Annotated in this window: 27 protein-coding genes and 1 pseudogene; 21 read left to right on the plus strand and 7 right to left on the minus strand. The window is 44.1% G+C overall.

Annotated elements, in window-relative coordinates; all coding sequences use genetic code 11:
- Positions 1-138: 138 nt before the first annotated feature.
- The 8 genes from K4I03_RS06030 to K4I03_RS06065 all read left to right on the plus strand — a co-directional run bounded on the left by K4I03_RS06030 (position 139) and on the right by K4I03_RS06065 (position 5,631).
- On the plus strand, positions 139-804 hold the full coding sequence (locus K4I03_RS06030) for a COG3942 and LysM peptidoglycan-binding domain-containing protein (RefSeq protein ID WP_002929078.1): 666 nt from the start codon (positions 139-141) through the stop codon (positions 802-804).
- Between the two features lie 177 nt (positions 805-981).
- Positions 982-1,506 carry an FUSC family protein gene (locus K4I03_RS06035; RefSeq protein WP_002898470.1) on the plus strand — a complete coding sequence of 175 codons (525 nt, stop codon included), beginning with the start codon at positions 982-984 and terminating at the stop codon, positions 1,504-1,506.
- Between the two features lie 80 nt (positions 1,507-1,586).
- Entirely contained in the window at positions 1,587-1,952 is a 366-nt protein-coding gene (locus K4I03_RS06040; protein ID WP_072073337.1) for a MerR family transcriptional regulator, read from the plus strand.
- A 31-nt stretch (positions 1,953-1,983) separates the two neighbouring features.
- Complete coding sequence (glnA, locus tag K4I03_RS06045) at positions 1,984-3,330, plus strand: type I glutamate--ammonia ligase (protein WP_002896640.1); 1,347 nt, start codon at positions 1,984-1,986, stop codon at positions 3,328-3,330.
- A 54-nt stretch (positions 3,331-3,384) separates the two neighbouring features.
- The gene (locus K4I03_RS06050; RefSeq protein ID WP_227964037.1) at positions 3,385-3,789 is read left to right on the plus strand and encodes a GNAT family N-acetyltransferase; all 405 of its coding nucleotides are present in this window, start codon (positions 3,385-3,387) and stop codon (positions 3,787-3,789) included.
- A gap of 103 nt (positions 3,790-3,892) precedes the next feature.
- Positions 3,893-4,312, plus strand: a complete 420-nt coding sequence (locus K4I03_RS06055) for a VOC family protein (protein WP_227964038.1) — start codon at positions 3,893-3,895, stop codon at positions 4,310-4,312.
- The gene (locus K4I03_RS06060; RefSeq protein WP_227964039.1) at positions 4,305-4,892 is read left to right on the plus strand and encodes a TetR/AcrR family transcriptional regulator; all 588 of its coding nucleotides are present in this window, start codon (positions 4,305-4,307) and stop codon (positions 4,890-4,892) included. The genes K4I03_RS06055 and K4I03_RS06060 overlap by 8 nt, the downstream gene beginning before the upstream one ends.
- Positions 4,876-5,631, plus strand: coding sequence for a DNA alkylation repair protein (locus tag K4I03_RS06065; RefSeq protein ID WP_227964040.1), 756 nt, complete (start codon positions 4,876-4,878; stop codon positions 5,629-5,631). The genes K4I03_RS06060 and K4I03_RS06065 overlap by 17 nt, the downstream gene beginning before the upstream one ends.
- Before the next feature lie 19 nt (positions 5,632-5,650).
- On the opposite strand, the gene rnjA is transcribed toward K4I03_RS06065, so the two are convergent.
- The 4 genes from rnjA to K4I03_RS06085 form a co-directional block, all read right to left on the minus strand.
- Positions 5,651-7,333 carry a ribonuclease J1 gene (gene rnjA, locus K4I03_RS06070; RefSeq protein WP_227964041.1) on the minus strand — a complete coding sequence of 561 codons (1,683 nt, stop codon included), beginning with the start codon at positions 7,331-7,333 and terminating at the stop codon, positions 5,651-5,653.
- Positions 7,334-7,336: 3 nt separating this feature from the next.
- A complete protein-coding gene (locus K4I03_RS06075) occupies positions 7,337-7,567 on the minus strand; it encodes a DNA-dependent RNA polymerase subunit epsilon (protein WP_048772151.1) in 231 nt (76 codons plus the stop codon).
- A 232-nt stretch (positions 7,568-7,799) separates the two neighbouring features.
- On the minus strand, positions 7,800-8,837 hold the full coding sequence (locus K4I03_RS06080; RefSeq protein WP_227964042.1) for an SDR family oxidoreductase: 1,038 nt from the start codon (positions 8,835-8,837) through the stop codon (positions 7,800-7,802).
- Between the two features lie 226 nt (positions 8,838-9,063).
- A complete protein-coding gene (locus K4I03_RS06085; RefSeq protein ID WP_002903702.1) occupies positions 9,064-10,116 on the minus strand; it encodes an SDR family oxidoreductase in 1,053 nt (350 codons plus the stop codon).
- A 132-nt stretch (positions 10,117-10,248) separates the two neighbouring features.
- On the opposite strand from K4I03_RS06085, the gene K4I03_RS06090 reads away from it, so the two are divergent.
- The 8 genes from K4I03_RS06090 (at position 10,249) to K4I03_RS06125 (ending at position 15,608) form a co-directional block, all read left to right on the plus strand.
- Entirely contained in the window at positions 10,249-10,713 is a 465-nt protein-coding gene (locus K4I03_RS06090; RefSeq protein ID WP_000225125.1) for a MarR family winged helix-turn-helix transcriptional regulator, read from the plus strand.
- A gap of 9 nt (positions 10,714-10,722) precedes the next feature.
- Positions 10,723-11,409 carry a tRNA (adenosine(37)-N6)-threonylcarbamoyltransferase complex dimerization subunit type 1 TsaB gene (gene tsaB, locus K4I03_RS06095; protein WP_002926863.1) on the plus strand — a complete coding sequence of 229 codons (687 nt, stop codon included), beginning with the start codon at positions 10,723-10,725 and terminating at the stop codon, positions 11,407-11,409.
- On the plus strand, positions 11,406-11,858 hold the full coding sequence (gene rimI / locus K4I03_RS06100) for a ribosomal protein S18-alanine N-acetyltransferase (RefSeq protein ID WP_227964043.1): 453 nt from the start codon (positions 11,406-11,408) through the stop codon (positions 11,856-11,858). The genes tsaB and rimI overlap by 4 nt, the downstream gene beginning before the upstream one ends.
- Complete coding sequence (gene tsaD / locus K4I03_RS06105; RefSeq protein WP_227964044.1) at positions 11,848-12,858, plus strand: tRNA (adenosine(37)-N6)-threonylcarbamoyltransferase complex transferase subunit TsaD; 1,011 nt, start codon at positions 11,848-11,850, stop codon at positions 12,856-12,858. The genes rimI and tsaD overlap by 11 nt, the downstream gene beginning before the upstream one ends.
- Before the next feature lie 9 nt (positions 12,859-12,867).
- Positions 12,868-13,563, plus strand: coding sequence for an AzlC family ABC transporter permease (locus K4I03_RS06110; RefSeq protein WP_227964045.1), 696 nt, complete (start codon positions 12,868-12,870; stop codon positions 13,561-13,563).
- Positions 13,553-13,891 (plus strand): AzlD domain-containing protein, encoded by a 339-nt coding sequence (locus K4I03_RS06115; RefSeq protein ID WP_227964046.1) that lies wholly within the window; start codon positions 13,553-13,555, stop codon positions 13,889-13,891. The genes K4I03_RS06110 and K4I03_RS06115 overlap by 11 nt, the downstream gene beginning before the upstream one ends.
- Before the next feature lie 124 nt (positions 13,892-14,015).
- The gene (locus tag K4I03_RS06120) at positions 14,016-14,762 is read left to right on the plus strand and encodes a class I SAM-dependent methyltransferase (protein ID WP_227964047.1); all 747 of its coding nucleotides are present in this window, start codon (positions 14,016-14,018) and stop codon (positions 14,760-14,762) included.
- 105 nt (positions 14,763-14,867) lie between these two features.
- Positions 14,868-15,608: a MerR family transcriptional regulator gene (locus K4I03_RS06125; protein ID WP_227964048.1), complete on the plus strand. Its 741-nt coding sequence runs from the start codon at positions 14,868-14,870 to the stop codon at positions 15,606-15,608.
- 115 nt (positions 15,609-15,723) lie between these two features.
- On the opposite strand, the gene K4I03_RS06130 is transcribed toward K4I03_RS06125, so the two are convergent.
- The gene (locus K4I03_RS06130) at positions 15,724-16,899 is read right to left on the minus strand and encodes a BaiN/RdsA family NAD(P)/FAD-dependent oxidoreductase (protein ID WP_002916062.1); all 1,176 of its coding nucleotides are present in this window, start codon (positions 16,897-16,899) and stop codon (positions 15,724-15,726) included.
- Positions 16,900-17,168: 269 nt separating this feature from the next.
- Between K4I03_RS06130 and K4I03_RS06135 the strand changes: the two genes are divergently transcribed.
- Together K4I03_RS06135 and K4I03_RS06140 are read left to right on the plus strand one after the other, a co-directional pair.
- Positions 17,169-17,663, plus strand: a complete 495-nt coding sequence (locus K4I03_RS06135; RefSeq protein WP_002896624.1) for a DUF536 domain-containing protein — start codon at positions 17,169-17,171, stop codon at positions 17,661-17,663.
- A 90-nt stretch (positions 17,664-17,753) separates the two neighbouring features.
- Entirely contained in the window at positions 17,754-19,508 is a 1,755-nt protein-coding gene (locus K4I03_RS06140; RefSeq protein ID WP_002926842.1) for a glycerophosphoryl diester phosphodiesterase membrane domain-containing protein, read from the plus strand.
- Positions 19,509-19,624: 116 nt separating this feature from the next.
- Here K4I03_RS06140 and K4I03_RS06145 read toward each other — a convergent pair whose 3' ends face one another.
- On the minus strand, positions 19,625-19,924 hold the full coding sequence (locus tag K4I03_RS06145) for a YbaB/EbfC family nucleoid-associated protein (protein WP_002919734.1): 300 nt from the start codon (positions 19,922-19,924) through the stop codon (positions 19,625-19,627).
- A 166-nt stretch (positions 19,925-20,090) separates the two neighbouring features.
- Here K4I03_RS06145 and K4I03_RS06150 point away from each other — a divergent pair, with 166 nt between their 5' ends.
- Positions 20,091-20,504 carry a glycosyltransferase gene (locus K4I03_RS06150; protein ID WP_227964049.1) on the plus strand — a complete coding sequence of 138 codons (414 nt, stop codon included), beginning with the start codon at positions 20,091-20,093 and terminating at the stop codon, positions 20,502-20,504.
- 80 nt (positions 20,505-20,584) lie between these two features.
- On the opposite strand, the gene K4I03_RS06155 is transcribed toward K4I03_RS06150, so the two are convergent.
- A complete protein-coding gene (locus K4I03_RS06155) occupies positions 20,585-22,873 on the minus strand; it encodes a Xaa-Pro dipeptidyl-peptidase (protein WP_227964050.1) in 2,289 nt (762 codons plus the stop codon).
- A 104-nt stretch (positions 22,874-22,977) separates the two neighbouring features.
- Between K4I03_RS06155 and gla the strand changes: the two genes are divergently transcribed.
- Positions 22,978-23,883 (plus strand): aquaglyceroporin Gla, encoded by a 906-nt coding sequence (gene gla, locus K4I03_RS06160; RefSeq protein WP_002910706.1) that lies wholly within the window; start codon positions 22,978-22,980, stop codon positions 23,881-23,883.
- Between the two features lie 63 nt (positions 23,884-23,946).
- Positions 23,947-25,230, plus strand: a pseudogene (locus K4I03_RS06165) (DUF308 domain-containing protein).
- The last annotated feature ends 59 nt before the right edge of the window (positions 25,231-25,289 follow it).

Raw genomic sequence — 25,289 nt, forward strand, 5'->3', positions numbered from 1 at the left:
ATCTTTAAAAATACTGCAAAATCTCATGTAGCAAAAGTCTAAATCATTTGTAACATGACAAAAACATAACTCTAAAAAAACTGACATGTAAATGAGGTATGATTTTTTTATCATCAAATTATACGGAGAAAAACAGTTATGAAAAAAACATTTGCTAAAGCGACTCTTGGTTTAACTTCCACAGCTTTTTTGGCGACAATTGGCGCTCAAGCTGTTCATGCAGATTCTTATGTTGTCCAGCAAGGGGACTCTTTTTTTGCCATTGCTAGCGCCAATGGGATGAATCCTTACGAACTTGCTGCCAATAATGGAAAATCAATTTTTGATACGATTAACCCAGGAGATGTGCTGCAAGTCAACGGCACAGCTTTGGCACAGACTTACAATCCATACAGTGCTCCAGCTTATGAAGCGACAAGCGATGCTGCTTTGGTATCTGATACTGAAGATGTTGTCTTAAATACGCCAACTGATTATGGCAATTCTTACCCAATCGGCCAATGTACCTGGGGCGTGAAAGAAATGGCTCCTTGGGCGAGCAACTGGTGGGGCAATGCTAATACTTGGGCAATCAATGCTGGTGCTCAGGGTTATGCAACAGGAAATGTCCCAGTAGCAGGCGCTATTGCAGTTTGGGATGGCGGTGAATACGGACATGTTGCTTATGTGACAGATGTGCAAAGCGACAGCTCTATCCAGGTCTTGGAAGCGAACTACAATCGCCAAAAGCAGATTAACAACTATCGTGGCTACTTTAACCCCAATGAATTTATGGGTGGTGTTACCTATATCTATCCAAACTAAAGATAATAACAACGAGGCTGGGACAGATAATGTCTCAGCTTTTAAATAGTCGATAGCTCTTGAAGCGCTAGCTGATAGGGCTTTTTCTTTGTGCGGGAAAAGTCCTGAGCAGAAAGAGTTTTTTTGAGACGAAATATGTTAAAATGAAGAGAGGGAGGATTTCCTGGAAGGAGACTAATGAGTTATTTCAATAAGTACAAGTTTGATAAATCGAAATTTCGTCTGGGCATGCGTACCTTTAAGACCGGCCTGGCTGTCTTCATCATCCTATTGCTCTTTGGGCTTTTTGGTTGGAAAGGCCTGCAAATCGGTGCTTTGACGGCAGTCTTTAGTCTTCGTGAGGATTTTGATAAGAGTGTCCACTTCGGAACATCGCGAATCTTGGGAAACAGCATCGGTGGTTTTTACGCTCTGCTATTTTTCATTGTCAATAGTGTTTTTAAGGAGCAGTATTGGGTCACCCTCCTTTTGGTGCCGGTTTGTACCATGCTGACAATCATGACCAATGTCGCTATGAACAACAAGGCTGGAGTCATTGGTGGGGTATCTGCCATGCTGATTATTACCCTGTCCATTCGGCCGGAAGATACCATCCTGTATGTCTTTGCCAGAATCTTTGAAACCTTTATGGGAGTCTTTGTTGCAATTCTGGTAAATTCTGATATAGATCGGCTGCGAACCATCTTTGAAAAGAAAAAATAAAATCTGTGTAAGAAAATCTGACATTATTTCTTGACATAAGATTTATTTCGTCCTATAATAGTGCGTAGAGAGGAATTTGAATGAAGGAAAAAGAGTTTCGCCGAAACATGGCAGTCTTTCCCATCGGCAGTGTTATGAAACTGACGGACCTATCTGCCCGTCAGATCCGTTATTATGAAGACCAGAATCTGATTACCCCTGCTCGGAATGAGGGCAATCGTCGGATGTATTCTTTGAATGATATGGACCGCCTTTTAGAAATTAAGGATTATATTTCGGAAGGCCATAATATCGCTGCGATTAAGAGGAAATATGCTGAGCGTGAAGCCAAGTCCCGCAAGACCATTAGTGACAAAGATGTCCGCCGTGCCCTGCATCATGACATCTTGCAGCAAGGCCGTTTTGCTTCTTCTCTGCCAACCTTTGGTCAGATGCGTCGACCATAGCTATTTTGTTTGAATTACAAGGAGAAATTTAATGTCTATTACAGCAGCTGATATCCGTCGCGAAGTAAAAGAGAAAAATGTTACCTTTATTCGTCTTATGTTCTCTGATATTTTAGGAACTATGAAGAATGTGGAAATTCCTGCCACGGATGAACAGCTTGACAAGGTCTTATCCAATAAAGCCATGTTTGATGGTTCTTCCATAGAAGGTTTTGTCCGTATCAATGAATCAGATATGTATCTTTATCCTGATCTGGATACTTGGACAGTCTTTCCTTGGGGAGATGAAAACGGCAGTGTAGCGGGTCTGATTTGTGATGTTTATACGACGGATCATGTACCGTTTCTAGGAGATCCTCGCAGCAACCTCAAGCGCGCCCTCAAGCATATGGAAGAGCTGGGATTCAAGTCCTTTAACCTCGGACCAGAGCCAGAATTTTTCCTCTTTAAGCTGGATGAAAATGGTGATCCGACACTGGAAGTAAATGACAAGGGCGGTTATTTTGACTTGGCGCCGACAGATTTGGCAGACAATACTCGTCGGGAAATCGTCAATGTCCTGACCAAGATGGGCTTTGAAGTAGAAGCTAGTCACCATGAGGTCGCAGTCGGCCAGCACGAGATTGACTTTAAGTATGATGAAGTGCTTCGGGCTTGTGACAAGATTCAGATTTTTAAGCTGGTTGTGAAGACCATTGCTCGTAAGCACGGCCTTTATGCGACCTTTATGGCTAAGCCTAAGTTTGGCATTGCAGGATCTGGTATGCACTGTAATATGTCTCTCTTCGATCAAGACGGTAATAATGCCTTCTTCGATCCAGAAGATCCAAAAGGTATGCAGCTGTCAGAAACAGCCTACCATTTCTTGGGTGGTTTGATTAACCATGCTTATAACTACACAGCAATCATGAATCCAACGGTCAACTCATACAAACGTCTGGTTCCTGGATATGAAGCACCAGTTTATATTGCCTGGGCAGGACGCAATCGTTCACCGTTGGTGCGTGTGCCGGCTTCTCGTGGTATGGGTACTCGCTTGGAGTTGCGCTCCGTTGACCCGATGGCCAATCCATATATTGCTATGGCTGTTCTCTTGGAAGTTGGCCTGCACGGTGTCGAAAATAAAATCGAAGCTCCAGCCCCAATCGAAGAGAATATCTACATCATGACTCCAGAGGAGCGTAAGGAAGCAGGAATTACAGACCTGCCATCAACTCTTCACAATGCCTTGAAGGCCTTGACAGAAGACGAAGTTGTGAAAGCGGCTCTTGGCGAGCATATCTATACTAGCTTCTTAGAAGCTAAGCGTATCGAGTGGGCTAGCTATGCAACCTTTGTCTCTCAATGGGAAGTGGATAATTATTTAGATTTATACTAAACTTAGAGCAGGAGGATTGGCATATCCCCTGCTTTTTCGTGGAGGAGGAGAAAGATGGAAGAATTTCATGATTTTATCAAGCGGGTTTTCGATGAGCAATATGAAGCCTGTTTTGGTTCAGGCATGCTTGAAAAACTTGAACCTCAAGATTATTATCTAAAGCGGGAGGAAGATGGCCAGTTAATCGCCTTGCTCCATGCCCAACAGGTGTTGGAAAGCATTCATATCAAGGCTTTGGTGGTGGATAAAGAACATCAGAAAAAAGGTTTGGGAGCCAGTCTGCTGGCAGAATTAGAAGAAAAGGCTGCAGAAGCTGGAGCGACTAGCATTACTTTATCTACTAAATCTTATCAGGCCAGGGATTTTTACATCAAGCAAGGCTATGAAATCTACGCCAGTCTAACAGATGTTCCGCAAAAAGGCATTACCAAATATCATTTTATCAAGCGATTGAGCTGAGCTAGTCTCATTAGATGGAAGTCAATTTGGCTTCTGTTTTTTAATATTTATTTGCATACATTCAGTATGTATGTTAAAATTGAACTTAAGAAAAGGAGAACAAATGATTACCAGTTTATACCCCGTTTTAATGAGCGAAGATGTCCATCAAGCGGCACAATTTTTCATTGAATATTTCCAATTTCAGGAAACCTTCCATTCAGATTGGTATATTAGTTTAAAGAATATCGAGAGTGGTTTTGAGCTTGCTTTTATTGATAGCAAGCATGGGACAGTGCTACAAGCCTACCAGTCTAAGGCGAGTGGTCTAATCATCAATATCGAAGTTGACAATGTGGATTGTCTTTATGAAGAATTGCGTCAGCAAGAAGAAATGGAGTTCCTTCTTCCCATTAAGAGTGAAGATTTTGGTCAGCGCCATTTCATTGTGAAAGCGCCGGGTTCTGTTTTGGTTGATGTAATTCAAGTAATTCCACCTAGCGCGGAGTTTGCGGCAAATTATTTGGAGAGCGAAGATGAATAAAAAACAGCAGGCTTCCTTAGAGACAAGCAAGAAAATATTAGCTATCGCCCAGAAACATTTTTCTTTAAAGGTTTTTTCAGAAACTTCCTTGGAAGAAATTGTAGATGAGTTGGGAATGACAAGAGGTGCACTTTATCACCATTTCGGGAATAAGAAAACTTTATTTACCGCCGTACTGGCACAAATTCAATCCGAACTGGGGTCTTATGTAGAAAAAAGCGCCCTGGAAACACACGATTCTTGGGAGCAGTTGGTGGAAGGCTGTGTGGCTTTTGTTCGTTTTGCAACCTTGACCGAAAATAAACGCATTCTCTTGCTTGATGGTCCCAATGTCGTTGAGTGGAAAGAGTGGCGTCGTCAGGACGAGGCTAATTCTTTCTTTCATTTGAGAGAGCAATTAGACATTTTATCTAAAGAAGGAAGACTTATCTCTATTGATTTGGATATGGCGGCTCATATGATTTCAGGTGCCTTGAATGAGTTGTCTCTTTTTCTAGCTGAGAAAGAGGATGAAGCAGAAGTCAGAGGAGCAGTGAGAAGTCTGTTAAGGGGATTTAAAAATCATGGCGAAAAAGGTTAAAGATTATTATGATTTGGTTTATGCCGAGGATTTGAGCCGTCGCTTGCAAACAGTAACAGATAAATTTGATGCTCAGCATTTTATGTCTCTAGTTGAAAGCGAATTAGAGGCTTTGGAATTTACTCAGCGTCAAGAGTTGCTGGCAAAGAGTATCAAAGAATGCTTGCCGCTTTCTTATGCTGATTCTCTGAAGGTTTTTGAGCAGATACTTGGTCCGGAGTTAGAGGACGGCTTGGGTATGTTCTCAGAAGGGTACTGGTTGTGGCCGATTGGCAAATACGTAGAACTTTACGGAGGTCAGGAATTCGAGCTGAGTGCAGCCTTCAGTAAGGAATTAACCAAGCGATTTACTGGAGAATTTTCCATGCGGCCCTTGCTGGCTAATTATCCTAAAGCTACGATGGATTTACTGCTAGAGTGGAGCCGAGATGAGAATATGCGCGTCCGCAGATTAGCCAGCGAGTGTATGCGTATCCGACTGCCCTGGGCTAAGAAGCAGACTGTGGTCTTAGATTATTTTGATGAATTTACCGCTATTTTAAGGAATCTAAAGGATGATGCGGATAAATCAATCCAAAAAAGTGTCGCTAATAATCTGAATGATTTATATAAAGAAGATCCTGAAAAATTCGAGAGGGTGATTGGGACTTGGCAAGAGGAAAAACTGAGTCCGAGTTGCGCTTGGATTATCAAGCATGCTTCGCGAACAAAAAATAAAGCAGAAAATAAGCCTTGCTAAATCTAGCAAAGCTTATTTTTTAGTTGTCTTCGTCTGGTGTAAGCACCATCGGAATAATAATAGGTTCACGCTCGGTGCTTTCGTAGAGGAAAGGACGCAAGGCATTGACGATAGCGCCGCTAACAGATTGGACGCTGGCGTCTTTATTCTTGAGTGCAATGCGAATGGCGTTAAAGAGGATGCGTTGGCTTTGGCGAATGAGGTCACCTGATTCGCGCATGTAGATAAAGCCACGGCTGAGAATATCTGGACCGGCTAAAATCATCTTGGACTCAAAATCAACCGTCGCAACAGCCAGGACAACACCGTCCTCTGACAGGTCTTTACGGTCGCGCAGGACTGCAGCTCCGATTTCACCAATGCGGTTCCCATCAACATAAATATCTTGAGCGTTGAAGCTGCCGGCAATACGAGCTGAGTCAGCTGTCAGAGCCAGCACGTCACCATTGCTCATGATGAAGATATTGTCTTTTGGTACTCCAGTATCAACGGCTAGGCCTGCATGGACTTTCTGCATACGGTATTCACCATGGACTGGCATGAAATATTTAGGCTTGATCAAGCGAAGCATGAGTTTCTGCTCTTGTTGGCCACCGTGTCCAGAGGTGTGGATGTTGTTAATCTTACCGTGAATCACTTCTACACCGGCCTCGGAAATGATATTAATCAGCTTGTTAACGCTGGTCGTATTGCCAGGGATAGGACTAGATGAGAAGATGACTGTATCTCCAGGCTGCAGCTGAACCTGACGGTGAGTACCATTGGCAATCCGAGACAGGGCTGCCATCGGCTCACCCTGACTTCCGGTACACATAATCAGCACTTCGCCAGCTGGATAGTCCTTGAGTTCATTTGGCTCGATGAAGGTATCTTTAGGAACCTTGATATAGCCCAGCTCAATCCCGTTGACAATAGCCTTTTCCATGGATCGGCCAAAGACCGCAATCTTACGACCGGTCTTGACAGCTGCATCTGCTGCCTGCTGGAGTCGGAAGATGTTTGAAGCAAAGGAGGCGAAAATAATCCGTCCATGAATGCTTTCGATAATCTTCATGATAGACTGTCCGACCACTTTTTCGGAATTGGTAAAGGTCGGAACTTCAGCATTGGTCGAGTCAGATAGGAGACAGAGCACACCTTCCTCGCCCAGAGCGGCCATACGGTGCAAGTCTGCCGGCTCACCGACTGGTGTAAAGTCAAACTTGAAGTCACCTGTACAGACAATCTTACCCTGCGGCGTATGGATGACAATTCCCAAAGGTTCTGGAATAGAGTGGGTTGTCCGGAAGAAAGTAGCTTTCAGATGCTTGAACTGCAGTTCTGTGTTTTGATTGATTTCATAGAGCTTGGCATCGCGCAAAAGTCCATGTTCTTCTAGCTTGCCGCGAATGAGGGCCAGAGCCAGAGGACCAGCATAGATAGGAACATTGGCTTGCTTGAGCAGGAAAGGAATACCGCCGATATGGTCCTCGTGCCCGTGGGTGATGAGGACAGCTTTTACGCGGTCAATATTTTCCACGATATAAGAGTAGTCAGGAATGACATAGTCAATTCCTAGCAGGTCGTCTTCTGGGAATTTGATACCGGCATCCACGATGATGATTTCATTTTGGTATTCAATCCCGTAGGTGTTTTTACCGATTTCGCCTAACCCACCAATCGCAAAAACGCCAACTTCTTTGGGTTTTAAGGTATATGCCATGGGTTAGAACTCCGTCAATTCAAAAGTGCCTGACTCTTTTTCGTATTCGAGGTGTTTGTCAGACAAGAGCTCGATAAATTCAATATTGTAAGGGGTATTTTCTTCGACTAACTTACGAGCCTGAATGCGACCTTCCAACTCGCTGTCAGCTTGAATATCCAAATAGAGGGCGCGTGTCTTTTCACGGCGCGGACTGCGCTCTTTTGTTTCCTGATAAAAAACTTTGTAAATCATTACATTTCCTTTCATATTTTCATGATTAACCTGCAGAAAACAACAGCTGATTAGCTGTTTTCTTTTATTTAATTCTGAGTAGTAGATTAATCCTGATTCGTTACAATTATAATGATTATAACATAAAATAAGGGAATAGTAAAAGGTGGAGATAAGAAAATGTAAGAGTGATTTAGTCTAAAAGCATTCGGATTCTATATTTCTGAAATGCCTGTTCTGGATATTTTTAATCTTATGAGAGATAGCCGTGCTCTTTGTACCAAGCTAGGACATCTTTGAGAGTTTCTTCAAAGGGACGGAAATGGGCTCCCAACTCATTTTGGGATTTTGCAGAATTGAAATGTGTTCGGAGATATTCCTCTTCGGTAGAGGTCACAGCAGCCTTACTCAACAAAATAGGCCGTTTTGTTAGGCGATGATATAGTTCATTGGACTGAGCAATTATCTTTAGAAGAAAAAGAGGAATCCGTCTAGTTGGAGCGGCAACTCCGCTGACCGCTTCTAGGTTCTTCAATAATTCTTCCATCGTCATATGCCTACCAGCTGCTAAATATCGTTCTCCTTGTCGGCCATACTGCATAGCCAGGATTTCGCAGTTTGCAACGTCTCGGGCATCTACGACGCTATAGCTGCCGGGAATGATTCCAGGCAGTTTTTTATGAACGAAGTCGAAAATCAACTGTCCCGCAGAAGTGGGACCAATATCGCCTGGGCCAAACATAAATCCAGGCAGGACAAAACTAACAAAAAAATCAGGATGTTTTTTTGAAAAATCTAAGAGAACCTCTTCGCTTAATATCTTACTGCGGTAGTAGTCATTGCTTGTATTCCTGCTGCGTAGCATGCTTTCATCAATCAGTTGATTTTGTTCGCCATAGAGAACTGCAATTGATGAGGTATGAATTGCCTGGCGAATGCCAGCTTTATAAGCAGCTTCAAAAAGTTCCAAACTACCCTTCACATTGGTATTATACAGTTCTTGCCAGTGCTGACCGCCTTTCAAACTATCTCGAAAGAAAGCAGCTGTGTGAAAAAGACTATCACAACCTTGCATATGATTTTGATAGCTGTCTGGCTGGCAAATATCTCCTTCAATGAAATGGATCGGCAGATTGCCAAACTGCTCTAAGGCTTTCTGTCGAGAGCGTACTAAAGCAGTCACCTGAATTCCTTTTTTTAGAAGGGCTTGCACTAGATTATTTCCTAATAAACCTGTTGCGCCAGTAACGAAGGCGTGGTGAATACTTCGGCTTTGGTGTTTTGGGGGCATGGATATTCTCCTTAAATTATATTTAGATGATATGTCATCTATTCTCTTATTTTATATTTTGCAAGATTAATTGTCAACAATTAAGGGAATTAGTGTAAAATAGATACAGAAGAAATTTGCAAAGGATGGGAATAGAATGTCATCTTCAGGAGACCGTTTTAGATATTTATTCAGAAGTGCGGAAAATCAAGCGATGAACATTTGGTCACTTGATTTTGAGGGCTGCTTATTTGGCGAAATAGCCGTGCTTGCGGTACCAATCTACCACGTCAGCTAAGCTTTCTTCGAGAGGGCGATGCTGTCCGCCTAGCTCGCTCTCGGTTTTGGCAAAGCTAAAATTACTTTTGAGATATTCTTCGGCCATGAGATGAGCGAGCTCATTGGTAACCAAAATTGGTTTTTTGGTGAGCCGGTGGTAGAGCTCACTTGCTTGGGCATAGATTTTGACGAAAAGAGGGGAGATCTTGCGCTTGGGGGCGGGAACGCCAGTGATTTTTTCCAGTATTTGGTACAATTCTGTCATGGTCACTTGCCGTCCAACTGCCAGATAGCGCTCCTTTGAGCGTCCGTATTTCATGGCGCGGAGATGAATATCTGCTACATCTCTAGCATCCACCATATTATAGCTAGCCTTTAAGATACCTGGAAGTTTTTGCTCTACAAAATTGATAATCAGCTGCCCACTGGAGGTCGGACCAAGGTCTCTAGGACCCAACATTACACTCGGCAAGATAAAGCAACCGAAAACATCTGAATGCTTGTCCAAGAAATCACGAACGGCCTCTTCACTCAAAATCTTGCTGCGATAGTAATCAAAAGGAGTATCTTTTGAGCGAGACATGCTTTCATCGATTAGCTGATTGGCCTCACCTTCCAGTACGACACAGGAGGAAGTATGGACAAATTGGCGGATACCAGCCTCGTAAGCAGCTTCTAGGAGGTTATTTGTGCCTATAATATTAGTGTCGTAGAGCTCCTGCCAGTGCTTGCCGCCTTTATAATTATCGCGGAAAAAAGCAGCGGTATGAAAGAGGCTGTCGCAGCCTGCTAGATAGTCACGATAGCTTTCGGGCTCTAAAATATCCCCCTTGACAATCTGGATAGGCAGGTCGGCAAATTGTTTGCGCGCTTTTTCCTCGGAGCGAACGAGAGCGGTCACTTGAATGTTTTCTTTTAGCAGAGCACGCACGAGATTATTTCCTAAAAGACCGGTCGCACCAGTCACAAAAGCGTGGGTCATTGTTCTAGCTGGTTTTTGATTTGTAGGGTTTGGGGTCATCCGTTTTTCCTCCTTTTGCAAATAGATGATATATCATCTATTTAAGATTTTATATTTTTTAACTAAAATTGTCAACAATTTACCTAATCTAGTGTAAAATAGTATAGAAGTGATTTTTGAAAGGAGAGCAGCGTGGTAGCAGAAGGAATTCGATTTGGCTATTTGTTTAGAAGTGCAGAGAGCTTAGCGACGAGAGAATATGGGAAGTTGCTAGAGCCTTTGGGAATTACGCCCAATCAAAGCGAGGTCTTGCTCGTTTTGGGCGAACATGCTCCGCTGTCTCTCAAGGGCTTGGGGGAATCCCTGATTTGTGAGGAAAAAAGCCCTAGTCGCTTGGTGCAGGCTTTGATTAAAAAAGGCTTGGTCAAGAAGGAAATTTCTAGCAAGGACAAGCGCAGTTCTCGCTTGAGCTTGACTGCTGCTGGAGCGGATTTGCTGCCCAAGATTGCTGAGCAAGAAGCGATTTTTGGAAAACACTTGGCGCAGCAAGTGCCTAATTTGGAGGCTTTTAGCCAGATTTTAGAAGAATTTTTGGTAGATAGTTTCTACGAAGACAAATTAAAACGCCGCTCACTTTGGCGGCAAGAGGAAAAATAGAGGATAAGCATGAAGATTGCAGCTTTTGATACGTCAAGTAAGGCGCTGACGCTCGCGATTTTAGAGGACGATACCTTGCTGGCGCAGATGACTTTAAATATAAAGAAAAACCACAGCATTACCCTGATGCCGGCTATTGATTTTCTGATGAATAGTCTGGACATGAAGCCGACGGATTTGGATCGTATCGTAGTTGCTCAGGGTCCGGGCAGCTACACAGGTCTGCGAATGGCGGTGGCGACAGCCAAGACTCTGGCTCATACCCTCAAGATTGAGCTGGTCGGTGTGTCTAGTCTGCTGGCTTTAGTCCCAGAGCAGGCGGAAGGTTTGGTCATTCCTATCGTGGATGCCCGCCGAAATAATGTCTACGCAGGTTTTTATCGGTCAGGCCAGGCAGTACGACCAGAAGCTCATCTGCCTTTGGCAGAGGTGTTGGAAATGGCTGGCGCTGCTAACCAATCAGTCACCTTTGTCGGAGAAACGACAGCTTTTACGGAGCAGATTGAAGCGGCTCTTCCTCAAGCAGCCATTCTGCCGACCTTACCAGACGCAGCAGCTGTTGGTCGTCTCGGTTTAGACCTGCCAGCCCAGTCTATTCATGATTTTGTCCCTAACTACCTCAAGCGGGTAGAGGCTGAGGAAAATTGGCTCAAGACCCACCAGGAATCCAGTAATTCTTACATTCAGCGCCTATGATTAAGTTGAGAAAATGGAGCGACAGCTCGGATGTGGACGTGGCAGTTCTAGCAGAAGAGCTGGAACAGCTCTTACTTGCAGTCTATGCGGTCAGCCCTTGGACTGTGGGTCAATTGGAAGAGGTCCTGCTCTCGAATGTGAATAGATGTGCGCTAGCAGAAGATGGGAGTCAGCTTGTCGGCTTTTTAGTCTGGCAGGATACAGACTTTGAAGCAGAAGTTCTGCAGATTGCTGTATTGCCTAACTATCAGGGGCAGAAAATCGCGACAGCCTTGTTCGACTTTTTACCTACCGACAAGGAAATATTCCTCGAAGTGAGGGAGTCCAACAAGCCAGCTCTGCTATTTTACAAAAAAGAAAAATTTAAAGAAATCGCGCGGCGGAAGGCCTACTACCATGCGCCGATGGAAGACGCGATAGTCATGAAAAGAGAGATCCATGAAAGATAGATATATTTTAGCTTTTGAGACGTCCTGTGATGAGACCAGTGTGGCGGTTCTAAAGAATGAAACCGAGCTTTTGAGCAATGTCATTGCCAGTCAGATTGAGAGCCACAAGCGTTTTGGCGGAGTGGTACCGGAAGTAGCCAGCCGTCATCATGTAGAGGTCATTACGGTTTGCATTGAGGAGGCCTTGGCAGAAGCAGGGATTAGCGAGGAGCAGGTCACAGCAGTGGCCGTTACCTATGGTCCTGGTCTGGTTGGGGCGCTTCTGGTCGGCTTGGCAGCGGCCAAGTCCTTTGCTTGGGCTCATGGGATTCCCTTGATTCCAGTCAATCACATGGCTGGACACCTGATGGCAGCCCAGAGTGTGGAGCCCTTGGAATTTCCCTTGCTGGCTCTCTTGGTCAGTGGCGGCCATACCGAGCTGGTCTATGCTAGTCAGGCTGGTGACTATAAGATTGTGGGGGAAACTCGCGATGATGCGGTCGGTGAAGCCTATGATAAGGTCGGTCGAGTCATGGGCCTGACCTATCCAGCAGGCCGGGAGATTGATCAGCTGGCTCATGAGGGACAGGATATTTATGATTTTCCGCGGGCCATGATTAAGGAAGACAATCTGGAATTTTCTTTTTCCGGTCTCAAGTCAGCCTTTATCAATCTGCACCACAATTCCCAACAAAAAGGAGAGGTTTTGTCTAATCAAGACTTGTCTGCTAGCTTTCAGGCAGCGGTTATGGATATTCTCATGGCCAAGACTAAAAAAGCACTGGAAAAATATCCAGTCAAGACTCTGGTCGTGGCGGGCGGTGTTGCGGCAAATCAAGGCCTGAGAGAACGCTTGGCAGCTGAGATTCAGGATGTTAAGGTGATTATTCCGCCTCTTCGCCTCTGCGGTGACAATGCTGGTATGATTGCTTATGCTAGTGTCAGTGAGTGGAATAAGGAAAATTTTGCCAGTTTGGACCTCAATGCTAAGCCAAGTCTGGCTTTTGAAACGATGGAGTAAAGGAGAAGAATGCGCGGACAGACATTTAAACAAGGTGCAAAAGCAGCAGTGCCAACAGCTCTGGGCTATATTGGGATTGGTCTAGCCTGCGGCATCATGGCGGCGCCCTATATGAATCCCTTGGAGATGGGGCTGATGAGTATTCTGGTTTATGCGGGCAGTGCCCAGTTTGCCATGATTGGTTTATTTGCCCAGCAGGCGCCGGTTTTGGCCATCGCACTGACTGTTTTTCTTATTAATATCCGACATCTTTTGCTCTGTCTGCATGCATCGACCCTTTTTCGTAAGTCTAGCTTGACTCAGAATATTGTCATTGGGTCTTTTTTGACAGATGAATCTTACGGAGTCTTGATGGGAGAGCAGGTGCATACAAAAGAGATTGCAGCTAGCTGGATGATGGGTAACAATTTCATGAGTTATACTTCTTGGATTTTGGGTACTATTTTAGGAACAGCCCTCGGTGCCCTTCTGCCCAATCCTGAGAGCTTTGGCCTGGACTTTGCCCTAGTCGCCATGTTTATCGGAATCTTCTCTTCTCAGTTTACAATCATGCTGCGACGGGTCAAGATAAAGAAGCTCTTTTTCGTCTTGGGTGTGGTGGGCCTTGCCTACTTGCTCCTGACCATGCTACTTCAAAATTCGTTAGCGGTGCTTTTTGCAACCTTGCTAGGCTGTACAGTGGGGGTGATTTTGGATGATAAGTAAGTATATTTTGCTGGCCATTCTTTTGTCAGCTCTAGTCACTTGGATTCCGCGGGTTTTGCCCTTTATCCTAGTCAAGTACAAGGGGCTTCCGCCCATGGTAGAGCGTTTCCTCAAATATCTACCAGTTTCCATAATCTTTGCCCTTATCCTATCCAGTGTCACCAATGCTAAAACAGGTCAGCTGCCGATCTTTAAATGGCTGGATTTAATAGCCGTTTTTCCAACTAGCTATGTGGCTTTTAAGTATAAAAACTTGATTGCAACTGTTGTATTTGGTGTAGTCTTAGTAGCCTTGCTGCGCTATCTGACTGTATTTCTTGGGCTGTAAAGAATATACAAGACAGATTGAATCGGTCGATTCGGTCTATTTTTTTTGTTAAATTCTAAGAATTATCTGAAAATATAATCTTTTATGCTATAATGGAAGCAATCAAAATCATGGAGGTTCGGAAATGGCAGAAGCAGGTCATAAATTTTTAGCAAAATTAGGAAAGAAACGCCTTCGTCCCGGTGGTAAGCTGGCAACCGACTGGCTGATTGAGCAGGGGCAGTTTTCCAGCGAAAAGAAGGTTCTGGAAGTCGCCTGCAATATGGGGACTACAACGATCGAGCTGGCTAAAAGATATGGCTGCCAGATTACTGCAGTTGATTTGGATAAGGCTGCGCTGGCTCAGGCTAAGCTTAATGGAGACAAGGCTGGTGTTAGTGAACTCGTCACATTTGAGCAAGCTAATGCCATGAAGCTGCCTTATGATGATAATTCGTTTGATATCGTTATCAATGAAGCCATGCTGACCATGCAGACGGAGAAGGGAAAAGCCAAATGTATGGATGAGTACTACCGGGTGCTGAAGCCAGGCGGAGTGCTCCTCACACATGACGTCATGCTCAAACAAAAAGATGAGAATGTCCGGGAAGAGCTATCTCGTGCGATTAATGTCAATGTGGGGCCTCTAACCGAAGGCTCTTGGATTCAGCTAGCACGTTCTCATGCTTTTGACCGTGTAGACACCTTTGTCGGCGAAATGACCTTGATGAGTCTTCGAGGCATGATATATGACGAAGGGCTGGGTGGCACTCTGAAAATCTGCTTCAATGCCCTTAAAAAAGAAAACTATAGTCAATTTATGAAGATGTTTAAGATGTTCCAAAAGAATCAGGAAAAATTGGGCTTCATTGCTATGGTTTCTCGTAAATAACTGCTAGACGCTTTGGGAACTTTAAAGAGGTTTAAAAAATTTTCTAAAAAAGCTTGACTCTGACCTTTGGTCAGGGCTTATACTATAGTAGTAAGGAGGTCTATCATGTACCATATCAAAGAAGCAGCACAACTGTCAGGTGTCTCTGTAAAAACCCTGCATCATTATGATAAAATCGGACTGTTAGTCCCCGCCAAATCAGAAAATGGCTATCGAACATACAGCCAAGATGATTTAGAGCGGTTGCAGGTCATCCTTTACTATAAGTATCTGGGTTTTTCTTTGGAGAAAATAGCAGAGCTGCTGAGTCAGGACGATCAGGCCTTATTGCTTCATCTGGTTAGGCAGTTAGAGTATTTGCAGCAGGAAAGAGAGCGCTTGGATATCTTGATTTCCACCTTACAAAAAACCATTCAAGACGAAAAGGGAGAAAGAAAAATGACAATGAAAGAAAAATTCGCAGGCTTTACCTACGAAGACAATCAAAAATACCATCAAGAAGCTGTCGAAGAATACGGTCAAGAAGTCATGGCGGAAGCACTGACTCGTCAAAATGGACGGGAAGAAGAATCTGCCGCAGCCTTCAATCGAGTTTTTCAAAGTCTGGCAGAGAATATGCAGCAAGGCTTGCCAGTTGAAGCAGTAGAAAATCAAGAGCAGGCTACACGTCTCTTACAAGCCATTCGCACTTACGGTTTTGACTGCTCACTGCAAGTCTTTGCCCACATCGGTCAGGGCTATGTCCACAATCCAGAATTCAAGAAGAATATCGATCAATTTGGATCAGGAACTGCCCAGTACACAGCAGATGTGATTGCTGCTTATGTGCGGACAAATGCGAAATAAAAACTGGTGAGAATGTGCACTGTACCCCAAAAGTTAGATTTTTCTGTCTAACTTTTTGAGGTCAGTACAATGTTCTTCGACCAGTTTTTTCAATTACTTTAAAATATTTTCCCTATCACTCATAATGCAAGCTTCCTGCCACCCAGCCGGTGCAGAGGGCAGATGTGATGTTGAAGCCGCCCGTGTGGGCATTGATGTCTAGGACCTCTCCAGCAAAGTGGAGGCCGGGAACGAGTTTGCTTTCTAGAGTTTTGGGATTGATTTCTTTGAGGCTGACGCCGCCCTTGGTTACAAAGGACTTGGCCAGGGACATTTTGCCAGTGACAGGGATGGGCAGTTCTTTGATTTGTTTGATGAGGGCTTCTTTTTCACTGAGATTGAGTTGTTTGACTTTCTCAGGAAAGGGCTGGGCAAAAAAGTCTGCCATTCGCTCGGGCAGGAGGATTTTCAGGCAGTTCTTCAGAGATTTTTCCCGATGATCTTCTAAAAAGTCCGCCAGATCCTGCTGACTCATCTGAGGAAGGACATCCAGAAAGATGGTTTCTCCACCCTTGATAAAGCTAGACAAGCGCAGAGCTGCCGGACCTGATAGGCCAAAGTGGGTAAAGAGCAAGTCGTGGGTGATGACATGCTTGCCATAGCTGAGGGTCACATCGTCCAGCGAAATCCCCTGAAGCGCTTTGTGAGGAAAGTCAGTCAGAAGAGGACTTTCAGCAGCTTCCAGGTCAGTCACCGTGTGCTTGAAGTGTCGGGCAATATCGTGACCAAAGCCTGTCGAGCCTGTTGAAGGGTAGGACTTACCACCAGTCGTCACAATCAATTTCTGGCAGGTCCAAGTCTGGTCGCTGGATCTGACGGTGAAAAGCTCATCAGTTTTTTTGACGGAGACGATTTCGGTATTGGTGATGACAGTGCCACCCAGCTCTGCAATTTTCTTTTCCAAAGCTTCGATGATGGTGCGGGACTTGTCTGTCGCAGGGAAAACACGTCCGTGGTCTTCAACCTTGAGTTTGACGCCGTTCTCTGTAAAAAAGTTGATGATATCATGGTTATCAAACTGAGAAAAGACACTGTAAAGAAAGCGCCCGTTGCCAGGAATACCGGCCATGAGGTCATCTAGGTTTCCATTATTGGTCACATTGCAGCGGCCACCACCTGTACCAGCTAGTTTCTTGCCCAATCGTTTATTTTTCTCAAGGAGCAGGGTCTTCTGTCCGTAGAAAGAACTGGAAATGGCAGCCATCATGCCAGCCGGTCCTCCTCCGATGATGATTGTGTCGAAATGCTTCATTTGTGATTTCCTTTCAGAGATAAGTTTGGCTAAGACTATGTTGAGTTTTTTATCAGCTACTATTATCTAGGAGTTAGCCATTGCTTACCTGTTTATTTTGGCTGTGGTATCTTATTCGTTTTTAAGTCACTTAATCTGTCTCATTGTATCACAAAAAGGGGGTGAAAAGATAGGAGTCAGGCTCAAAAAATATTGTGAAATTTGACAGTTAAGGCTTGATATGATAAGATTTAGGTATCTACAAACTAGAAAAAGTTTTTGAGGAAATTATGGCAATTGAAAAGACAGTCAGCGAGTTAGCCGAGATTCTTGGAGTTAGCCGCCAGGCGATTAACAATCGTGTCAAGGCACTGCCGCCAGAAGATACGGAAAAGAATGAAAAAGGAGTCACGGTGGTGACCCGCAGCGGCTTGATTAAGCTGGAAGAGATTTATAAGAAAACTATTTTTGAAGATGAACCTGTTAGCGAAGATGTGAAGCAACGCGAGCTGATGGAAATCTTGGTGGACGAAAAAAATGCTGAGATTGTGCGTCTCTATGAACAGCTTAAAGCCAAGGACAGCCAGCTAGCTAAGAAAGATGAGCAGCTGCGCATTAAGGATGTCCAGATTGCTGAAAAGGACAAGCAGTTGGACCAGCAGCAGCAGCTAACAGCTAAGGCTATGAATGAGCGTGAAACCTTGCTGTTGGAGTTGGATGAAGCCAAGGAAAAGGTGCAGGAGCAGGAAAGCAAGGGCTTCTGGGCACGTTTATTTGGAAAATAAAAATAAGGTTGGGACATCTGTCTCAACCTTGTTTTAAATAAGAATTGCTTTTTAGCAAGTTTTGTATCGTTCACAATATAAAGGAGGAAAATGAAATCACAAAGACTGGGACTTTTACGTCTCTATCGCAATCTTGATAAAATTTTGTTGCTCTTTTTCACAGTCTTTATGCTCATGGAGCTGGCCTGGGTGCCTTTCAACTCCTTTGCAGCAGAGACTCTGCTCAAGCAGACAGGCTACCTCTTCTTATCTTATACGAATGCCTTTAAAGTTCTGACTTCAAATGTCTGGGTTGGCTTAGCCTTTCTAGCGCTTTTTGCGGCCAATCTCTTTATCGCTTATTTTCAGATTGGACTGATATTTATGGGGCTCCGCAATCTTCTGGATGAGGAAGAACGCAGCGCCTTTCAGTTCATTAAGAAAAGTTTCAAAGACAGCGGCTCACTGATTCGCTACGCTAGGCCCAGCAAGGTCCTCTTTATTGCACTGTATATGGGCTTTATCTTTCCCTTTCTGCGGCAAATTCTCAAAATCTACTACTTGAATAAAATTTTGATTCCAGAATTTATCGTGACCTATCTCAAGACGGCCTTATGGATGAAATTATCAATCTATGCTTTAGGTTTTCTGCTTTTTTTGATAGCTGTCCGACTAATGTTTGCCCTGCCCAAGCTCTTTTTTGAGCATTTCCGCCTACGAGACGCGATTAGGTATAGTTTGGAGAAGACCAAGGGGCACTTGATTCGCTATACTTGGCAGCTCTTTTGGATACTGGCCAAGAGCTTTCTCTTCTTTCTTTTAAGCAGCATTCCGATTTTGATGTTGCAGCAGTATGCGGATGCCCAGTCCAATCAGATAGCCTTGATAGCGGCGGTTGTCAATTACTGTCTCATCAAGATGGCTTATTACTTTATGGTAGCCTACTTTCTGATTAAGTTTGTGGCTTTTCTGACAGACAGTAAGCTGTCTGAATACCGCTACAGAAAAGGCCTGCCTCTCATGCGCTGGTTTATCCTTTTGGTCACTAGCTCTGTCTTTGCCCTTGAAGGATTTGTCTATCTCAATCTGCCCTTGGAAAACGTCCCTCTGACCATCTCTCACCGCGGGGTTTCGCAGGGAAATGGTGTCCAGAATACGGTTGAGTCGCTAGAGAAAACCGCCCTGCTCAAGCCAGATTATATCGAAATGGATGTACAGGAGACCAAGGATGGCCAGTTTGTCATGATGCACGATGCCAATCTAGAAGCATTGGCCGGCGTCGATGCCAGACCGCAAGAGCTGACTCTGCAAGAGCTGACGGCTTTAGACATTTCAGAAAATGGACACACTGCCAAAATTTCCAGCTTTGATGCTTATCTCAAACGAGCCAATCAAATGGGCCAGAGACTCTTGATAGAAATCAAGACTAGCAACTTGGACTCAGCTGATATGATGGACCGTTTCCTTAGTCAATACGGAGCCAATATCAAGGTTTATGGCCACCAGATTCAGTCTTTGGACTATCAGGTTATTGACAAGACAGTCCAGTATGATAAGGGCATACCAACCTTCTTTATCCTGCCCTACAATACTATTTTCCCACGGACACAGGCTTCCGGCTATACGATGGAGTACTCGACCCTTGATGAAAACTTTGTCGATAAGCTATGGACGACAGATAAGAAGCTTTATGACTGGACCATCAATGATGCAGACAGTATCGGTAAATCCTTCCGCTTGGGTGTCGATGGCATGATTACCGACGATTTGGAGCTGGTGCAGAGCTCTATCAAGGAACTGCAAAACAATCCCGACTATGCCCTGCTTTTGATGAGTAAGGCAGCAGATTTGCTTAATTTTGTGTAGTGGACTGGTGAGGGAACAACTATAAATCAAAAAAGACTGAGATTCTTCAGTCTTTTTTGCTGGTTCGAGTATTGCTTGACTTATGTTTAGTCAAGTTGGAAAGTTATTTATCTTGCTTAAAATGGCAATTTGCCTGCGAAAGCGCCCATTTTCTTCTGAGTAGCATCATCAATCTGAGCCAGCGCGTGATTCAGGGCCTGCGCAGTCATCTCTGACAGAGTTTCCAAATCTTCAGGATCCACAACTGCTGGATTGAAGTCAATGCTGACTACCTTTTTATCGCCAGTCAGTTTAGCAACGACTAAGTCTTGAGCTGATTTGCCGGTAAATTCTGTTGCAGCTAGTTCTGCCTGTCCTTTTTCCATTTGTTTTTGAAGCTTTTGTGCTTGCTTCATCATGCTTTGCATGTTCATCATAAGATTTTCTTTCCTTTCTCTCGCAAGGGCTAAGCCCTTGGTAATCTTCACTCTTCAAATTATATCATTTTTTGGAAAAGTGGCAAGAAGATTTCTAAGAGGTTTGACAAAAATTTAGCCTTTATAGTAGAATGGTCAGGAATCTATATACTAAGGAGAAGACAACTTGAAAAACAAGAAGATAAGAGGTTTGCTGTTAGTAGTGCTCTCATCCCTCTTCATCCTAATTGGCTGCAGTGGCAGTCCCAAAATTCAGGGAAAATGGAATGTACAGGATGCTAGCGGTGAACAAAAGACCATTGAAATAAAAGACAAGACCATTATTGTCAACGAAGAAGAGTATGAGTATACTCAAAATGCAGTTGGTTTTAAGAATGGAGTGAGTTATTACGGCCTGACTCGGAAAGATAATGGCGGAACATTTTCTATCGTCTTTCCTGAGAAAGATAAAAACATTGCTATTATGCTAATTCCTGACTCAGACGATGACTATCTCACAGGCAGTATGCTCTTTGCTATGAACCGCAAGGAAAAGCCAGATTATAAAAAATATGCAGAGGAATATCTCAATCTACAATAAAAGAAAAGCCCTTAGAAACTTCTATTCTTAGGACTTTGTCTTTAATCTGAAGCGCTGAATTTCAGCGTCTTTTTCTTTTATTAATGTGATGTCATTGTTGGCAAATCCAAACTAGATTGCTTCAAATCTACAGTCAGCTGATAATCGGTCTTATCGCGGACTGTATGCTCAAAGTCTGTAGTGTAGAGGACAAGGCGCAGTTGGTCGCCTTTTTTCATCTTATAGATGGTTGGTTGCAGTTCAAAGGAAAATTCCAGCCATTGGTCAGGAGTGACTTCTTCGACAGTCAGTAGGTTGGTCCGGTTTTGCAGGTTGAGAAAACCTTTGGTGATGACGCGATGAGGTGTTTCGGTAAAGGGCAGTTCAACCAGATTGTCCAGCATATAGTAGCGGCCGTTGTCCATGACTCTAGGCTCAAGCGGTGTCGGAATCGGTGTGAGGCGTTTAGCTGGTCCGAAGTCCAGCAATTGAGCAGAAAGCAGTCCTTTATCAGTGCTGGATTTAAGGCGAAGATTGAGCTGGGTCGCTCCGTTGAGAAAGAGGTCCTTTTCCAAAGTCCAATCCAGAGTAATCTGGTTGACCTTACCGTCAAAGAGCTCAGTCTTGAAGCTTTGGTAATTTTTAGCAAAACGATTATAGTCTTCTTCTGGATATTGATTTTGGATAGATTGGCAGTCTTGGCCTAGTTGGAGCTGAAGTTTCTGCTCTTGTCCACCGAAGTCTTCCAAGGTCAACCAGCTTTGAGCTTGGCTGTTGTCCTGCCAGATGATTGTTGGCAGTTTAAAGTCTGATTCACATCCCAGCAGTTTTTTGCTCAGCAGAGCATTGATAGACTCACGGAAGTCAATGGACTGCCAGTTGTTCATGTAAACATGGGCGCCGTTATGGAAGAAAAGATGCTTTTTGATGTGGGGCGGTAAGGCTCGAAACATATTATAGACATGGAGAGGCTTAACGTTCCAGTCTTGAGAGCCATGGGTGAAGACGACTTCGGCCTTGACCTTATCTGCGTGGAGCAGGTAGTTGCGGTCATGCCAAAATTGATTGTAATCTCCGGTTTGCCGGTCTAGGTCTTTGCGCTGTTGCTCTAGGTTTTGCTGATAAGCGTCGTTGTTGCGCAGGTAGTCACCAGCCCTCAGGTTGCGGGAGTAGGTCAGTTCGGTCAGGGATTCAAAATCCTCTCCTGGATAGCCGCCAGGACTTGTGACAAGGCCGTTTTCGCGATAGTAGTTGTACCAAGAAGAAATCCCTGCTTCAGCGATGATGACCTCCAGTCCATCTACGCCAGTCGTTGCCAGCCCGTTGGACATGGTGCCCAGATAGGAGATACCGGTCGTAGCCACTTTTCCGTTGGACCAAGTGGCCTTGATTTCCCGTTGGCGAGTGTGGTCGGTGAAGGCTCGGCAGCGGCCGTTGAGCCAATCAATAACGTTCTTATAGGCTTCGATCTGCTGATAGTCGCCGCTGGTCATCAGTCCTTCAGAGTCTTTAGTTCCCACGCCAGACACATAGAGATTAGCAAAGCCGCGGGGCAGTAAGTAATCATTGAGCGTGTAGGTGCCGATATGGCCTAATTTTTCCTCGGCTTCAGAGACTTCTTGGGTAGGAGCTGGCAAATCCAGCTGGAGCAATTTGAGCTCAGGATCTTGTACTGTGATTTGATGAGGATCTTTTTTTACTAAGTCCACATTCATATCATGAAGCGCCTTGTTGCTGGCAGGGTCATTGGTTCCTTGATGATAAGGAGAAGCAGTCATTACGGCCGGAATTTTCCCTTGGTAACGAGGACGGATAATGCTGACTTTGATGAGGTCCGGACGGCCGTCTCGATCAGTGTCCACACGTGATTCCACGTAAACTACCTCTCGGATAGCATCATGGCTGGAAAAGGTTGCTAGGCTCTTGCCGTTGAAGCAGTGGTGGGTATTGTCCTCAGGAATCAAACCCTCGCTGACTAGCTTATCAATCAACAAATTACCATTTTTTGTCCGAGTGTTGAGCAGCTGGTAGAGATTTTCCAACAAGTCTCCAAATGTAATTGGAAAGCCTGTTTCTTTGCGAAAGGCCTCAACATCTGTAAAATCAATAAAGGGCGAGAACTCAAGCAGCTGAAAGGCCACAGTGTAAAAGACAGACGCTGTCAGTTCTCTGTCAGACTGGAAAAAGCTCAGCAGGTCTGTTTGGCTGTCAGCAGCCCAGGACTTCAAGGGATAATCTGTATTTTTATAAGTGAAAAAGCTGGTGCGGAGAAAATCTTCAAGATTTTCCTTATCAGAGCGATTGCTGTCATAAAAAAAGCCTAATTCAGCTAATTCTATCAACATATTTTCCCGTTTCGTTTTTGCATAACTATACTGATTAAAACGCATATTCTTCCCTCTTTTTCTTATTTTTATTAAAAATGACCTTTACATTATCCATTATACTTGATAAAATAGACTTTGTCTAAAAAATATTTAAGGAGTATCATTAAATGGATTTCGAATGGGTCGTTAAATACGCCACAGAATTTTTAGGAACAGCTATCCTCATTGTCTTGGGGAACGGAGCTGTTGCCAACGTTGAATTAAAAGGAACTAAGGGACATCAGAGCGGTTGGTTAGTCATCGCTGTCGGTTACGGTATGGGGGTTATGATTCCAGCTTTGATGTTTGGTAATGTGTCCGGTAACCATATCAACCCTGCCTTTACTTTGGGACTTGCTGTCAGTGGTTATTTCCCTTGGGCACAGGTTGCACCATACATTGCAGCCCAGCTTTTAGGAGCTATTTTCGGACAGGCCTTGGTCGTTGCGACTCATCGCCCTTACTATTTGGGAACAGAAAATCCTAATAATATTTTGGGTACTTTCTCTACCATCTCTAGTCTAGATCATGGCACGCCTGAATCACGTAAAGCAGCCTTGTTCAATGGTTTTATCAATGAATTTGTTGGTTCTTTTGTTCTTTTCTTTGCGGCTATGGGCTTGACCAAGAACTTCTTTGGAGCAGAATTGTTGAGCAAAGCTGAAGCAACTATCAATTCACAAGCTGCTCAGATGGCAGCACAAGGGACTTCAGTTCCTAAAGAACAGATTGCTGCTGCAATATCTCAGGCTAAAGATCAAGTTGCACCATTCCAAGTTGGTAGCCTTTCAGTCGCTCACTTGGCACTTGGTTTCTTGGTAATGGCTTTGGTAACCTCTCTGGGAGGCCCTACTGGACCTGGACTGAACCCAGCTCGTGACCTCGGACCTCGTATCCTCCACTTCATCCTGCCAGAATCTGTTTTGGGCAAACACAAGGGTGATTCAAAATGGTGGTATTCTTGGGTTCCAGTTGTGGCACCGATTCTTGCAGGTATCACAGCAGTCCTCTTGTTTAAAACAATCTACGGATAAGCACATAAGATCAGAGTTGGGGGATTTCCTCAACTCTTTTTTCGAACGAAAGAGAAGGTAAAGATGGAGATGCAAGTATCAAAATATCATAAGATCAGTGGCCGCAGAACCTTACTCTTTGGTTTTTTAGCCCTTGTTTTTGGCCTGATTATCATTGTCAATGGCTTCAGATTTACCCAGCTGGCCTTCGATTTTATTTCGCTTTATCTGACAGTTGTTGGCTTGGTAAATATTGTTCTTCATGTTTTTACGCGCAAGAAAGAAGGGGCTGTCTGGCATAGTCTGCTTCAGATTGCAGTCGCTATGGGTATCAGCTGGCTTAACCGAATCAGTGATGTGCCTGTCAATATTGTGATTATCAGTTTGGGTAGCTACCAGATTTTGACGGCCGGTATTTACGGAGTGACCTATCTGCTTTATCGGCAAAATCATGTCAAGGGCGGCTTGCGCTATCTATTTGATACCGTTCTCTATGGTGGGATTGGACTGACCAGTATTCTTTCGCCTGCGACTGACGGACACTTGCAGTTTTTGATTTTGGGAATCTATTTGATGATGCTGGGAATGTCCAATATCCGGGATGGCCTCTTTTTCGACAATGACCGTGAAAAACATCGGCTGCGTAGGCAAATTCGTATTAACCTACCTATTATTTTTGCAGCCTTTATTCCGGTAGAAAATCTGGAACGCTTTAATCGACTGATTCAGGGAGATGCAGCTTCTGATCGTAAAAATGTTTATAGTCTTGTTAAGAATAGAGAAAAAAAGGCGGACTTGGAGGTCTTGGTCCATACTTCAAAGACAAGTTTATTAGGGGGCATTGGTCATGTAGATATTTGTTATCAGGGACAAGTGATTTCTTATGGCAGCTATGATGTTTTTTCTGAGCGATGCAAGGGCATGATTGGAGACGGTGTTCTCTTCAAGGTTCCTAAAGACGCCTATATTGAGCTTTGCAAAAAAGAAAGCAAGAAAACGCTCTTTGGTTATTCTCTGGCTTTGACAGATAAGGAGAAGGAAGCGGTTGAGAAGCGCCTGGCTGAAATTGATCAGCTGTTAGTAGAATGGGAGCCGCCAGCAGAACTGAAAAATGGCCAGCCAACATACTCCTACAAGTTGAAGCATGAACTAGGAGCGCAGCTGTATAAGTTTAAAACCAGTCGTTTCAAGACGTATTTTGTCCTGTCGACCAACTGTTGCCTGCTAGCAGATTCGATTATTGGGCAGACTGGGACAGATATTCTGGATATTCGTGGTATTATCGCGCCCGGTACCTAGCAGTCCTATCTGCAGTACGAGTTTGAGTCCGCTAGGGGTTTGGTCATTGCTCAGACCGTTTACCAATAAATCCAAGGTCTTCTTGTTTTAAAAATTGTTTATTTGCGCATAATTTCTTGTCAAAAAGA

The organism is Streptococcus sanguinis (assembly GCF_020729725.1).
Lineage (GTDB): Bacteria > Bacillota > Bacilli > Lactobacillales > Streptococcaceae > Streptococcus > Streptococcus sanguinis_V.

Bases quoted from the DNA above. Each gene is read 5' to 3' on its own strand.
- K4I03_RS06030 (WP_002929078.1), top strand. From the start codon at position 139: ATGAAAAAAACATTTGCTAAAGCGACTCTTGGTTTAACTTCCACAGCT.
- K4I03_RS06035 (WP_002898470.1), top strand. From the start codon at position 982: ATGAGTTATTTCAATAAGTACAAGTTTGATAAATCGAAATTTCGTCTG.
- K4I03_RS06040 (WP_072073337.1), top strand. From the start codon at position 1,587: ATGAAGGAAAAAGAGTTTCGCCGAAACATGGCAGTCTTTCCCATCGGC.
- glnA (WP_002896640.1), top strand. From the start codon at position 1,984: ATGTCTATTACAGCAGCTGATATCCGTCGCGAAGTAAAAGAGAAAAAT.
- K4I03_RS06050 (WP_227964037.1), top strand. From the start codon at position 3,385: ATGGAAGAATTTCATGATTTTATCAAGCGGGTTTTCGATGAGCAATAT.
- K4I03_RS06055 (WP_227964038.1), top strand. From the start codon at position 3,893: ATGATTACCAGTTTATACCCCGTTTTAATGAGCGAAGATGTCCATCAA.
- K4I03_RS06060 (WP_227964039.1), top strand. From the start codon at position 4,305: ATGAATAAAAAACAGCAGGCTTCCTTAGAGACAAGCAAGAAAATATTA.
- K4I03_RS06065 (WP_227964040.1), top strand. From the start codon at position 4,876: ATGGCGAAAAAGGTTAAAGATTATTATGATTTGGTTTATGCCGAGGAT.
- rnjA (WP_227964041.1), bottom strand. From the start codon at position 7,333: ATGGCATATACCTTAAAACCCAAAGAAGTTGGCGTTTTTGCGATTGGT.
- K4I03_RS06075 (WP_048772151.1), bottom strand. From the start codon at position 7,567: ATGATTTACAAAGTTTTTTATCAGGAAACAAAAGAGCGCAGTCCGCGC.
- K4I03_RS06080 (WP_227964042.1), bottom strand. From the start codon at position 8,837: ATGCCCCCAAAACACCAAAGCCGAAGTATTCACCACGCCTTCGTTACT.
- K4I03_RS06085 (WP_002903702.1), bottom strand. From the start codon at position 10,116: ATGACCCCAAACCCTACAAATCAAAAACCAGCTAGAACAATGACCCAC.
- tsaB (WP_002926863.1), top strand. From the start codon at position 10,723: ATGAAGATTGCAGCTTTTGATACGTCAAGTAAGGCGCTGACGCTCGCG.
- rimI (WP_227964043.1), top strand. From the start codon at position 11,406: ATGATTAAGTTGAGAAAATGGAGCGACAGCTCGGATGTGGACGTGGCA.
- tsaD (WP_227964044.1), top strand. From the start codon at position 11,848: ATGAAAGATAGATATATTTTAGCTTTTGAGACGTCCTGTGATGAGACC.
- K4I03_RS06110 (WP_227964045.1), top strand. From the start codon at position 12,868: ATGCGCGGACAGACATTTAAACAAGGTGCAAAAGCAGCAGTGCCAACA.
- K4I03_RS06115 (WP_227964046.1), top strand. From the start codon at position 13,553: ATGATAAGTAAGTATATTTTGCTGGCCATTCTTTTGTCAGCTCTAGTC.
- K4I03_RS06120 (WP_227964047.1), top strand. From the start codon at position 14,016: ATGGCAGAAGCAGGTCATAAATTTTTAGCAAAATTAGGAAAGAAACGC.
- K4I03_RS06125 (WP_227964048.1), top strand. From the start codon at position 14,868: ATGTACCATATCAAAGAAGCAGCACAACTGTCAGGTGTCTCTGTAAAA.
- K4I03_RS06130 (WP_002916062.1), bottom strand. From the start codon at position 16,899: ATGAAGCATTTCGACACAATCATCATCGGAGGAGGACCGGCTGGCATG.
- K4I03_RS06135 (WP_002896624.1), top strand. From the start codon at position 17,169: ATGGCAATTGAAAAGACAGTCAGCGAGTTAGCCGAGATTCTTGGAGTT.
- K4I03_RS06140 (WP_002926842.1), top strand. From the start codon at position 17,754: ATGAAATCACAAAGACTGGGACTTTTACGTCTCTATCGCAATCTTGAT.
- K4I03_RS06145 (WP_002919734.1), bottom strand. From the start codon at position 19,924: ATGATGAACATGCAAAGCATGATGAAGCAAGCACAAAAGCTTCAAAAA.
- K4I03_RS06155 (WP_227964050.1), bottom strand. From the start codon at position 22,873: ATGCGTTTTAATCAGTATAGTTATGCAAAAACGAAACGGGAAAATATG.
- gla (WP_002910706.1), top strand. From the start codon at position 22,978: ATGGATTTCGAATGGGTCGTTAAATACGCCACAGAATTTTTAGGAACA.